Source organism: Chryseobacterium sp. CY350, assembly GCF_027945075.1.
Classification (GTDB): domain Bacteria; phylum Bacteroidota; class Bacteroidia; order Flavobacteriales; family Weeksellaceae; genus Chryseobacterium.
Window position 1 is genome coordinate 3,638,458 of the sequence record NZ_CP116034.1, and the last position, 11,563, is coordinate 3,650,020.

General features: G+C 36.0%; 10 protein-coding genes. 6 read left to right on the top strand and 4 right to left on the bottom strand.

The window, feature by feature from the left end; genetic code table 11:
* Positions 1-116 precede the first annotated feature (116 nt).
* A complete protein-coding gene (locus PGH12_RS17040) occupies positions 117-2,612 on the top strand; it encodes an ATP-dependent Clp protease ATP-binding subunit (protein WP_267598676.1) in 2,496 nt (831 codons plus the stop codon).
* An 80-nt stretch (positions 2,613-2,692) separates the two neighbouring features.
* A complete protein-coding gene (locus PGH12_RS17045) occupies positions 2,693-3,544 on the top strand; it encodes a lytic transglycosylase domain-containing protein (RefSeq protein WP_267598677.1) in 852 nt (283 codons plus the stop codon).
* Positions 3,545-3,614: 70 nt separating this feature from the next.
* On the opposite strand, the gene PGH12_RS17050 is transcribed toward PGH12_RS17045, so the two are convergent.
* The 3 genes from PGH12_RS17050 to PGH12_RS17060 all read right to left on the bottom strand — a co-directional run bounded on the left by PGH12_RS17050 (position 3,615) and on the right by PGH12_RS17060 (position 6,305).
* On the bottom strand, positions 3,615-5,399 hold the full coding sequence (locus tag PGH12_RS17050) for an endonuclease (RefSeq protein ID WP_267598678.1): 1,785 nt from the start codon (positions 5,397-5,399) through the stop codon (positions 3,615-3,617).
* Positions 5,400-5,589: 190 nt separating this feature from the next.
* Positions 5,590-6,120, bottom strand: coding sequence for a DUF4136 domain-containing protein (locus tag PGH12_RS17055; RefSeq protein ID WP_267598679.1), 531 nt, complete (start codon positions 6,118-6,120; stop codon positions 5,590-5,592).
* A 5-nt stretch (positions 6,121-6,125) separates the two neighbouring features.
* Positions 6,126-6,305, bottom strand: a complete 180-nt coding sequence (locus tag PGH12_RS17060; RefSeq protein ID WP_267598680.1) for a C1orf53 family protein — start codon at positions 6,303-6,305, stop codon at positions 6,126-6,128.
* A 31-nt stretch (positions 6,306-6,336) separates the two neighbouring features.
* On the opposite strand from PGH12_RS17060, the gene PGH12_RS17065 reads away from it, so the two are divergent.
* The 4 genes from PGH12_RS17065 to hemL all read left to right on the top strand — a co-directional run bounded on the left by PGH12_RS17065 (position 6,337) and on the right by hemL (position 10,244).
* Positions 6,337-6,666, top strand: a complete 330-nt coding sequence (locus PGH12_RS17065) for a hypothetical protein (RefSeq protein WP_267598681.1) — start codon at positions 6,337-6,339, stop codon at positions 6,664-6,666.
* Positions 6,667-6,818: 152 nt separating this feature from the next.
* Positions 6,819-7,727, top strand: a complete 909-nt coding sequence (locus PGH12_RS17070; RefSeq protein ID WP_267598682.1) for a 1-aminocyclopropane-1-carboxylate deaminase/D-cysteine desulfhydrase — start codon at positions 6,819-6,821, stop codon at positions 7,725-7,727.
* A gap of 87 nt (positions 7,728-7,814) precedes the next feature.
* Positions 7,815-8,867: a glucosaminidase domain-containing protein gene (locus PGH12_RS17075; RefSeq protein ID WP_267598683.1), complete on the top strand. Its 1,053-nt coding sequence runs from the start codon at positions 7,815-7,817 to the stop codon at positions 8,865-8,867.
* 93 nt (positions 8,868-8,960) lie between these two features.
* A complete protein-coding gene (hemL, locus tag PGH12_RS17080; RefSeq protein WP_267598684.1) occupies positions 8,961-10,244 on the top strand; it encodes a glutamate-1-semialdehyde 2,1-aminomutase in 1,284 nt (427 codons plus the stop codon).
* A 125-nt stretch (positions 10,245-10,369) separates the two neighbouring features.
* On the opposite strand, the gene PGH12_RS17085 is transcribed toward hemL, so the two are convergent.
* Positions 10,370-11,542, bottom strand: coding sequence for a beta-helix domain-containing protein (locus tag PGH12_RS17085; RefSeq protein WP_267598685.1), 1,173 nt, complete (start codon positions 11,540-11,542; stop codon positions 10,370-10,372).
* Positions 11,543-11,563: the final 21 nt, after the last annotated feature.

Genomic DNA, 11,563 nt, shown 5'->3' on the forward strand with positions numbered 1-11,563 from the left:
TATTATTTGAAAATCTTTAATAAATTAATGTTTCAAATCGTAATCATTGGTAAAAAAAACTTATTTTAGTTATACCAAAAAATAAATGTCACCACAATATTAATATCGAAAAATAAATGGGAGTATTAGTTACGAACGAAACTGTAAAGCAGCTTTTTCACATTGCGCAGTCCATCGCCAGAGAAAATTATAATGCAACTTACGACGGGCCACATATTCTGCAGGCTTTAATGCATAAGGACATCGGGCTCAATGAGTTCCTGAAAAATATCGACAAAGATCCCGGATATTTCTATGAATGGGCAGATGTAAGAATCGAAGATTATCCCAAAACAACCCATCTTCCAAGTGAAGTTGGTGAGGGCGAATTTGTAGATCAGATTCTTGAAGAAGCAGACGATATCAGATTAAAATTAGGCTTGGATGAAATTACCCCAATTTGTATTCTAACAGCCATTGTAAAACCGCAGGTTGCGTTTACCTTACAGCAACTTAAATCTCTACCTCTCAGAGAACACGAAATTTTTAATTTATACAGAAAAGATACCCCTTACAACTCATCAGAAAATAGTGAAATTTCATCTCTTTTTTCTAATGGAGCAGACTATTCTGACAATTCTTTTCCTTCCATCAAAAGTTATTGTATAGACAGAACTGCACAAGCAAAACAGGGAACTTTAGAAAACATCATTGGCCGAGATAAAGAGCTGAGAATGTTGGTGGAAATTCTTTGCCGAAGAACCAAACCCAACGTGATTATCATCGGCGAACCCGGCGTTGGAAAAACAGCTTTGGTAGAAGGTTTTGCTACAGAAATTATCAAAGGAAATGTTCCCGAAATGCTGAAAAATGCGACACTTTTAGAATTGGACACGGGAGCTTTACTGGCAGGAACTTCTTATAAAGGAGAAATTGAAGACCGTCTGAAAAAAGTAATCAATGAGTGCAAAAAGATTGAAAAAGCAATTCTTTTTATTGATGAAATTCATGCACTTTTAGATCCGAAAGGAAGCATCGGAAACATTGGAAATATCCTGAAACCTGAGTTGGCAAGAGGCGAAATTACCGTCATCGGAGCGACTACTCAGGAAGAATACAGAAAAATAATCGAGCCGGAACAGGCTTTTAACCGACGGTTTGAAGTTCTTACCGTCAACGAACCGGATGAACAGACCTGTGTGAAAATGATCAATGTTCTTTTAGATGGTTATAAAAAACATCACGCCATTGAGGTCGACAAATCTGCTTTACCTGAGTGCGTACGTTTGGCAAAAAGATATGCGAAAGGTAAAAAATTGCCGGATGCAGCGATCGATTTGCTTGACCGAACGATGGCTGCCATCAAAATGCTCGACGAACTTTCAGAAAAAGAACTTCAGGACTGGAAGGAAAATTACGAAAATATTCTGAAAGAAGAGTTTCTGGATGATAAAGATAAAGCCGACGAACTGATCTGGAATTATAATTTATTGAGAGACAAAATAAGTCCGATTTTGTGGGGTTCTTTGAGAGAGCAGCCACAGATTGATAACTCAATGCCGATTGAGCATCTTCAAAAAGTGATTAAAGATACTTTTACAGAATTGATAGAACATGCTTCGATAAAAAGAGAAAAGGTAGGAAAATTGGAATTGGCGGCTGTAATGGCAGCGAAAACCAATATCCCGATTGGTAAACTTCAGGCTCAGGAAAAAGAGAAATTGCTTAATATGGAATCTCTTTTATTGAATAGAGTTGTCGGTCAGGATCATGCATTAAAAGTTCTATCAGACGCGATCGTTGAAAACCGAAGCGGATTAAACAAACCCGGACAACCAATCGGATCATTTTTTCTTCTCGGACCAACCGGAACAGGAAAAACAGAACTTGCAAAATCTATGGCAGAATTGCTTTTTAATGATGAAAAAGCGATGGTGCGTTTCGATATGTCAGAATTTAAAGAAGAACATTCTGCGGCACTTTTATACGGTGCGCCTCCTGGATACGTAGGTTACGAAGAAGGAGGAATGTTGGTGAATAAAATCCGTCAGCAGCCTTATACCGTTGTTTTGTTTGATGAAATTGAAAAAGCTCATCATTCGGTTTTTGATGTGTTTTTACAGATCATGGATGAAGGAAAAGTGCATGATAAGTTAGGCAAAGAAGGAGATTTCAGCAACGCTTTAATTTTATTTACTTCAAATATCGGAAGCGAGGAAATTGTAAAGCAGTTTGAAGAAGGTAATATCCCGGAATCGTCTTCTCTGATGCAAATTATGTCTAATTCTGGTAGATTCAGACCTGAATTTCTGGCTAGAATTACCGAAATTATTCCTTTTGCGCCAATCACAGAATCAATTGCTGAAAGAATTTTTAATATTCAGTTAAGATCTCTTCACAAATCTCTCAATAGATTAGGAATGTCGCTTTCTATATCAGACGAAGCTGTGAAAAATCTGGCACTGGGAGGATTCAGCAGTAAATATGGAGCAAGACAAATTTCAGGTGTAATCAGATCTCAACTGGCAAGACCGATCTCAAAAATGATCGTTCGGGAAGAAGTAAAAACCGGACAAACGCTAAAGGTTGACTGGAATGAAACCAATGATAAAATCGAGTGGAAAGTTGAATAAATAAGAATTAAAATATGAAATCCGGAATTTTTCAGTCTCAAATATTCCGTTTTTAAAATGAAAATGCTTAAGATTTTAAGATGAAAGTTTTTACGAAAATAATTTTCCCGGTTTTATTTTTATCCTGTTTTCAAGCACTTCAGGCGCAATTTCTTTCTGCTACAGATACTTCAGAAAGCACGGTGAGAAAATATAAAAGTATTATTAATACAAATAAAGAGATCGTTCAGTTTATAGAAAATTCTCTTGCCAGTAAAGGTCTTCCAAAACATTTGAGAAATTTAGCTTTAATTGAATCTCACTTTGATCGCAATATCACCTCACATGCAGGAGCTGTGGGAGTTTGGCAGTTTATGACGGCTCATGCCAATCAATATGGGCTCACAGAAGACCGCCGTAATGATTTGTACCGAAGTACAAAAGTGGCCGTGGTTTCATTGGGAAATTTATACAAAAAATACAATAATTGGGTAACCGTTGTCGCAGCCTACAATTGCGGTGAAGGCAATATTGCGAAAGCAATGCAGTCTGCAAATTCTACGCAGTACCATATTTTTTCTAAATATTTGCCGGCAGAAACCATCAATCATGTAAAAAAATATCTTAATGCATGTTACGCAACGGGTGAATTGAGTGGAGTTTTGACCAACTATAATAACTCAAGGATGAAAGCTCTTTTTGAATCTCGTACGGGCGTGAAAGAAGGTTCGTCGCTTTCGGAAACTGAGATTAACGCAGGCTTTAATCTGAAAATTATTGCTGAAGAACTGAAAATTGATCTTGCGGAATTGCTGGCGTGGAATCCCGGAATTGAAGAAGAACTGCAGAGTAGTGGTGAGAGTACATTTTATCTTCCTACTGATCTTATGCCGGATTTTCTTCTTCGAAAAAATAAAATACTTTCCCGTTCTGTAAAAGAAGGAATTAAATAATATTTAAATTAAAACCAAAAAAGACTTCTCCAATAAAGAGAAGTCTTTTTTTTTATTTGCTTAAAATGTTTTATTTCACCAAAAATTTCAGATTCAATTCATCAAGTTTAAGAAAATACATTCCTTGTGGCAATTCATTAACCTTAATTGATTGTCCGTTTTTAAAAGGTTTACTAATAGTTTGCATTACTTTTCCCTGCAAATTATAAATTGTAGCTTTTAGAATATTTTCAGTTTCCCCTTTCACAAAAATTTCATTACTTGAAATAGGATTTGGATAAACCTGTAATTCTTTTACTTCGGTGTTTTCTAGTGAAGAAAAGCTTTGTCTTGCGCTTCCTGCAGAGCAAGTCCATACCAGATTATCAATGGCAACTCTGTTACTCGATGAATTGTTTACCAACGTCAGAACCACGTTTCCGGAGACATTGATGTTGTTGATCGTTGTAGTCGTTGCGGTGGTACTGTAAGGAATTGTTCCCACATTCACACCGTTTACAAGTACATTTAAATTTCCGTTGGTTCCGCTGAATTTCAATTGTGTAGTGACTGTTAAAGAAGTAATTCCGTTAGCAAAGCTGCTTGATTTCAGTGATCCGCTTCTTACAGTGATTGCTTTGTTAGATATAGTTTGATCACTTCTGGAGTCAGTTGCTGTCCAGGTAATTCCTCCATTAGTCCATGTTTTTGTTGTGTATGAAGATGCACTTGAAGTTGGAATAGTTTCAAATGTTTCATTCACGCAATTTGTTGAAGGTGTAGTTCCTGCATTGGTAGTTCCGGAAACTGTTGGGCTGTTTGCAGAAGCATTTCCCGCAGCATCTTTTGCTTTAACATAAAAACTGTAAGTAGTAGAAGGATTTAAACCTGTAACAGTTGTTGATGTAGAATTTATATTAGATTTAAAACTTCCGTTCATGTAAACATCATACGAAGTTACCGCAATATTATCAGTTGAAGGATTCCACGTTAATGAAATACTGCTTGATGTTTTTGAAGGAATTGTAAGATTGGTTACCGTTGTCGGAGACTGTGTATCTTGAGTAGGAGTTTGTGATCCCCAGATTTGATTTACATAACCTGGATTGTCGATAAAAGGATTTCTGTTACCCTGAAAAGCGTAAGAAGCATTGTTTCTGTTGACTTCTGCCTGCGAAACAGGATCTTGATTGTGCCACGCCAAAAGTACATTGAGTTCCCACGTCTGTAATCCCGGAAAAGCCGAGCTTCCGAGCATATTACCTGATGAAAAAGAAGATAACTGATTTTGATACCGCGTCACAAAATAGAAAACCATTCTCGCCACGTCTCCCTTAAATTCGTCAATAGGCTCAAAAACAGTTCCCGAAAAACCCGTTGAAGAAGAACTTCCAAGTTTCGATCCGTTTTGAGATGTAAAACTTGTACTTCCTACTTTCCCAAAAGGATAATTTGATCGCATTCCGTTTACTTTTCCATCAGTAGCTCTTATAAAATGAATGTCATTTCTCATCGGAGAAGCTTCATTAAAAAAACTTTGAGGAACAATATGTTCACGGTTATAGCAATTTCCTTCCGTAGAATATGTTCCGCATTGATTATTGACCACAGTGAAATTGTATGGATCATTTGAAGTTGGTCTTTCAGAATAAATATCTAGAACAGATCCGTCGTTCTCATAATTTTTATCAATATCTGTAGTTTTATAAGCAGTCCAAAGACCTGCATATCCCTTATCCTGATGCCCACTGGTGATATTTGAGCTGAGTGCAGTTTTTAACGACGCTCCCGAAAGTCCGTTCGCCGAAGAATAATAACCGGATGGAGCCTGTGCATTGACGATCTGTGCCAATACTAATAGTAGTAGTTTTTTCATATTAAATAATTTACTGTATGGTGATTACAATTTTACTAATATATAATTACATGGTCATCAATTTTCTTTAATTATTGCATGAATTTTTATTAAGATTAAATTAGGATGAAAAAAATATGGTTTGATGATCAGCAATAAAAAAAAGTCAACACCCAATGTATTGACTTTTTTTTATTTAAATCTGTTCAGATTATTTTTTCTTCATTCCCGGAGGGTAGTTGGCCATAATTTCGGCTACAATCTGAGGGATTTGTTTCTGTTTTGCCTGCGGTCTGTCGACAGAAATTCCGCTTCCTATACCCTGCCAAACCAGTTTATTGGTTTTAGAATCAATAAGATCTATAATAATTGCACCTTCGTTGTAGTTGCTAGACCAGGTTCTGTTCATGCCGATTCCCCAGCCAAAACCTCCGCCCCAACCCCACATTCCGCCAGGATTAGAAGTTGTAATGTCGGTTACTTTTTTGTGGTTGGCTTTCACATTGACGATTAAGTCCGGACTTTCCCCTGACTGAAGGCCTCTAGTTTGAAGTTGTTTGGATAGCTCATTCAAGACTCTGTCTTTATCAATATCATTCAGTTTCAAATCATCAATTCTTATTTTATACGTTTTATAAGAAGAGAAATTTGCAGTTTCTGCATAGTCTGAACGTACTTTAAAAGGACTGCAAGAAGACAAACCTAAAGTTGCTGCCAGCAAAATAAAAATATATTTCTTCATTTTCTTTATTTTTTTTTAGTGATTTTTATAAATGTGTCGGTCTTTTTATCGTATCCGTATGGGCAGTGTCTGCAACCGCTTTTGCAGCAATATCCTCTTTTAAGATGAAACTTTTCTGTAAAAACTTTATATCCCTGCTCATTGTAGTAAAAGTCTTCATGTTCTTTGATGTCAAAATGCGCCATAAGTTAAAACAAAACTTTTATATTTGTTATCATGATAATTGTGTGCCAAAAGCTTCTCAAAAATACAAAAATAAATGGCATTACGCTTTATCCTTTTATTTTCATTAAAAATCCTGAAGATAAGAGGAATAGAGTGTTGTTGAACCACGAGAAAATACATCTCAGACAGCAACTGGAACTGTTGATTATTTTCTTTTATTTCGCATATATTACAGAGTATTATTACCATTTATTTACTTTAAAAAATGCTCACAGAGCTTATCTTGCTATTTCATTTGAAAGAGAAGCATATGCAAACGAACACGATCTTGATTATCTTAAAAAAAGAAGATTTTGGGGTTTTTGGAAATACTTAAAGTAATGAAAATATAAAAATTAGAAATTAGATTGCACTATAACTTTCCGAAATTCCCCTCCTTTGGAGGGGTGGCGAAAATTCAAAGAATTTTTGACGGGGTGGTTTAAAAAGCAATATAAAAATTACTCGTAAAACAAATATCATTTAAAACAAAAATGCTATTAAAATATCCAACCCAACCAATTCCGATTCAGGAAATCTCAGTTGAAAAAAATATTCGGCTTTTCATCAAAAGAGAAGACCTTATTCATCCTGATATTTCGGGAAATAAATATTGGAAATTGTTTTTTAATATTAATAATTATCTTGAAGATAAACCCAAAAATCCGTTAATTATTACATTCGGCGGCGCGTATTCCAATCATATTTCTTCGATTTCGGCTGTTGGAAAGTTATCAGAAACTCAAACTTTAGGAATTATCAGAGGCGAAGAACTGGAAAAAAAGTGGATCGACAATCCCACTTTAGTTTTAGCTAAAAAAAACGGAATGAACTTTAAATTTGTTTCCCGTGAAGAATATCGTCATAAAGAAAAACTAACCGAAATTCTCCAGCAGGAATTCCCCAATGCGCTCATCATTCCTGAAGGTGGAACGAATGAAAATGCAATTAACGGTATTAAAATGATGCTGAATAACGATACAAAAGATTTTGATTATCTTTGCACCGCAGTTGGAACGGGAGGTACGGTTTCGGGAATTTCAGAGTTTTGCGAAGACAATCAGAAAGTTATCGGTTTTAAAGTGGTTGATGATGATTCTTTACAGAACAAAATTTCAGAATTAACAACCAAAAGAAATTTTCATCTAACGGATGCGTCTTATGGTGGTTACGGAAAAATAAACGATGATAATATTCGTTTTATCAATGATTTTAAAATGAAGTTTGAGATTCCGCTAGAACCTATTTATACAGGAAAAATGATGCAGAAGATTTTCGAAATGATTGATGATAATTATTTTCCTGAAGGAAGTAAAATTCTCTGTTTTCATACAGGTGGTTTACAGGGTATTGCAGGAGCCAATAAGCTTTTAAGAAAACAAAACAGAAATTTGATTATTTAAATTTCAAACATAAAAGACGATCAGAATACACATTATAAGCATATTTTGAGAGTGTTTAATTATTCTTTATAAAAAATAAATAGAAACATGAAAAGACTTTTCTTACTAATTAGCCTTTTAGTTTTATCAAAATTCTCAGCTCAGACCTGGGCTACTGAAGATCAATACATCCAAAAATTTGCGCAATACGCGGTGGAGGAGATGGAAAAATATAAAATTCCGGCTTCAATCACCCTTGCACAGGGACTTTTGGAAACCGGTGGCGGCCAAAGTCGTCTGGCGCTGGAAGGTAAAAATCATTTCGGTATTAAATGTAAAGAAGACTGGACGGGGAAAACGATGAAGCACACCGATGACGCACCAAACGAATGTTTCCGTGTGTATGAAGATCCCAAACAGTCTTATGAAGATCATTCTATATTTCTGAAAACCAGAAAATATTATACAAAACTTTTTGATCTTGATATGAAAGATTACAAAGCGTGGGCACATGGTCTGAAAAAAGCAGGTTACGCAACAAATCCACGTTATGCATCAATTCTGATAGGAAAAATTGAAAGATATAAACTGTACGAGTTTGATGAAGTGAATTCTAAGGAAGTACTTTATGCAGTTCTAAAGAAATATCCGGATCTGAAAGACGACAGAACTTTCATGGCACGTCTGGAGCCTTCTAAAAAAATGAAAACTGAGCCTGTAACCGTAAAGGTTCCTTATAAAGCAACTTCTTACGCCCAACAGCAAAAGAGGGTAGAGCGCATCAAAACTACAGCGGAAATTCTCAATTCTATTTTAGTTAAAAATCATCCGAACGGAGGTTTAAAGTATGTAGTAATACCCGCAGACACCAATATTCAGTTAATCGCGAATAAATTTAAAATCAGTGACAGTAAATTGATTAAATGGAATGATCTGCAATCTGATGTTCTGAAAAAAGATGATATTGTATTTCTTGAATCAAAAAATTCAGATGGCAACACGCCAACTTACAAAGCCGAATTTGGTGAAGATATGCATGATATTGCACAAAAATTCGGAGTAAAACTAAACAAGCTTTACGCAAAAAACAGAATGGATGAAGGTCAAAAGCCTTCTGCCGGACAATTGATTTATCTAATTGACAAAAAACCCAGAAACTAAAATTGGTTGATGGTTTTAGTTGATCGTTGTTGGTTTAATTACTTATGACTGTTCGCTATTTATCATTAACTATATGACAATCAAATAACTATAATGAAATACCAAAGAAGTTCAGCTTTATTCGAAGAAGCTTACAAATATATTCCGGGAGGTGTAAATTCTCCTGTCCGTGCCTTCAAATCTGTAGGGGGTGTTCCTGTTTTCATGAAATCTGCAAAAGGTGCCTATCTTACTGATGCTGATGATAATATTTATGTTGATTACATCAATTCATGGGGTCCTGCAATTCTGGGTCATACGCATCCGGAGGTTTTAGAAGAGTTAAAAATTCAGGCTGAAAAAGGTTTTTCTTTTGGTGCACCGACAGAACTTGAAACTGAAATCGCAAAATTCATCACAGAAAATGTTCCGAATATTGATCAGATAAGAATGGTCTCTTCAGGAACGGAAGCGTGTATGAGTGCAGTGAGATTGGCGAGAGGTTTTACGGGAAGAGATAAAATTGTAAAGTTTGAAGGCTGTTATCACGGTCATTCAGATTCATTTTTAATTAAAGCGGGAAGTGGTGCTGCTACATTCGGAAACCCAAATTCTCCGGGAGTTACAGAGGGAACTGCAAAAGACACTCTACTTGCAAGATATAATGATTTTGAGCAGGTTCAGGATTTGTTCAGACATAATCAGGGTGAGATTGCCGCGGTTATTATAGAGCCGGTTGCTGGAAATATGGGTTGCGTTTTACCGGAAAACAGTTTCTTACAAAACTTAAGAAAAATCTGTGACGAAAACGGTGCCTTATTAATCTTTGATGAAGTGATGACGGGTTTCAGATTGGCTTTTGGAGGAGCTCAGGAATTATACAATGTAAAAGCAGATTTGGTAACGTATGGAAAGGTAATCGGTGGTGGACTTCCTGTGGGTGCTTTCGCCGGACGCAATGAAATTATGGATCATCTGGCTCCGAAAGGTGCAGTTTACCAAGCCGGAACTTTGAGCGGAAATCCGTTAGCAATGAGAGCAGGTTTAAAGACTTTGCAACTCATTAAAAATGATGAAAATTTCTTTAATAATTTAAATAAAACTACAGAAACCTTAGATTTTGAAATCGGGAAAATTCTTAACGAAAAAGGAATTGCTCACAAGATCAACCGGAAAGGATCAATGATGTCTGTGTTTTTTCATATCAACAGAGTCTCAAATTTTGATGAGGCTCAACAGGCAAATCATGCACTCTTTAATAATTTCTTCCACCAAATGCTGACCAACGGAATTTATCTGCCGCCAAGTGGCTACGAAACCTATTTTATCAGTGATGCCATCAAAGACAGAGAAATTGATATGACTCTGGAAGCCGTGAGGAAATTTGAATATTCTTAAATCATTTTAATATAAATTTTAAAGGAGGAAACGCAAAATTTCATCCTTTTTTTTAAGAAAATAAAAATCCCTCAGGAAATTTTCCTGAGGGATTCAATTTAATATGAAGAAACTAATTACTTAAATTAGATACCTGCCCATCCTGCAGCCCAAGTAGGCGTTGCTGTACCGCTTCCAGCTCCAGTTGCTGTAGCGTCTTCTGTGTAGGTGTTTGGTAATAATGTAGCAGCAGCACTTCCTGTAGTAGCTTTCACAGATGCTTTAGTTGTTACGTTATCAAATTTCACTTTTGTGATCTTGTTTTGACCGTTGAAATAAGATACAGATTGATCGTGTTCTACGTTGATACCAGTAGTCCAGTTAGATAAAACTACATTGTCAATTGATGCATATGTACCTTCTCTTAATTTCAAACCGTCAGATTCACCTGAAGTAGCGCCGATAAATGTTGCGTTCTTAATAGTAGGATTAGATCTAGGATTTGCATCTTTATTATCAGCATTGTTGTCTGCTTCTATTCCTCTGTTTCCAACTCCTGTTGATCTTCTTTTTGTGAAGATATTCGTTGCAGTACCGTTCCAACCTTCTGTCCAGTCAAAAGCATCATCTTCGTTTGCTACAGAAATTACATTAGAAACATTTACAGTTCCACCGAAAAATTCAATACCGTCATCAGATCCGTTAATCATTGAGATATTATCAATTACAGTTCCGTTACCTACTCCGAAAAGAGAAAGTCCGTTAAATTCTTTAGTTCCTGTAAATACAGCACCTGCATATTCTATTCTCACATATTTTAATGATCCTGAATTGTCATTAGCAACTGTACCGCCATAGATAGAGTCACCAACTTCTGAAGTTGCAGTAGCACCTCTGTTGATAGGAGCTTTACCGCAGATTACCAAACCTCCCCAGCTTCCCGGTGTAGGATTAGGTGATGTAAATACAACAGGATTTGTTGCTGTACCGTTAGCGAAAATTTTAGCATTTTGCTCTACAACGATAAAAGCAGAAGTACCTCCTGAAGCTTCAATTCTTGTTCCTGCAGGGATTACTAAAGTTCCACCGCCTCTTACAATTACAGAACCTGTAAGTTTATATAATTTTGTAGCATCCAGAGTTACCGTCTCACCAGATTTTACTTCACCTTTGAAGTTGCTAGGATCTAAAGCGATCCCTGTTCCTGGATTTGTGATGATCAATTCTTCGTCTTCATTATCACTACATGAGTGAAATACTACAGCTGTTGTTGACATAATAAATGCAGCAGCTAATAATTTTAAAGTGTTCTTTTTCATTTTACAATATTTTTATTTATT

Bases quoted from the DNA above. Each gene is read 5' to 3' on its own strand.
- PGH12_RS17040 (WP_267598676.1), top strand. From the start codon at position 117: ATGGGAGTATTAGTTACGAACGAAACTGTAAAGCAGCTTTTTCACATT.
- PGH12_RS17070 (WP_267598682.1), top strand. From the start codon at position 6,819: ATGCTATTAAAATATCCAACCCAACCAATTCCGATTCAGGAAATCTCA.
- PGH12_RS17075 (WP_267598683.1), top strand. From the start codon at position 7,815: ATGAAAAGACTTTTCTTACTAATTAGCCTTTTAGTTTTATCAAAATTC.
- hemL (WP_267598684.1), top strand. From the start codon at position 8,961: ATGAAATACCAAAGAAGTTCAGCTTTATTCGAAGAAGCTTACAAATAT.
- PGH12_RS17085 (WP_267598685.1), bottom strand. From the start codon at position 11,542: ATGAAAAAGAACACTTTAAAATTATTAGCTGCTGCATTTATTATGTCA.
- PGH12_RS17060 (WP_267598680.1), bottom strand. From the start codon at position 6,305: ATGGCGCATTTTGACATCAAAGAACATGAAGACTTTTACTACAATGAG.
- PGH12_RS17065 (WP_267598681.1), top strand. From the start codon at position 6,337: ATGATAATTGTGTGCCAAAAGCTTCTCAAAAATACAAAAATAAATGGC.
- PGH12_RS17055 (WP_267598679.1), bottom strand. From the start codon at position 6,120: ATGAAGAAATATATTTTTATTTTGCTGGCAGCAACTTTAGGTTTGTCT.
- PGH12_RS17045 (WP_267598677.1), top strand. From the start codon at position 2,693: ATGAAAGTTTTTACGAAAATAATTTTCCCGGTTTTATTTTTATCCTGT.
- PGH12_RS17050 (WP_267598678.1), bottom strand. From the start codon at position 5,399: ATGAAAAAACTACTACTATTAGTATTGGCACAGATCGTCAATGCACAG.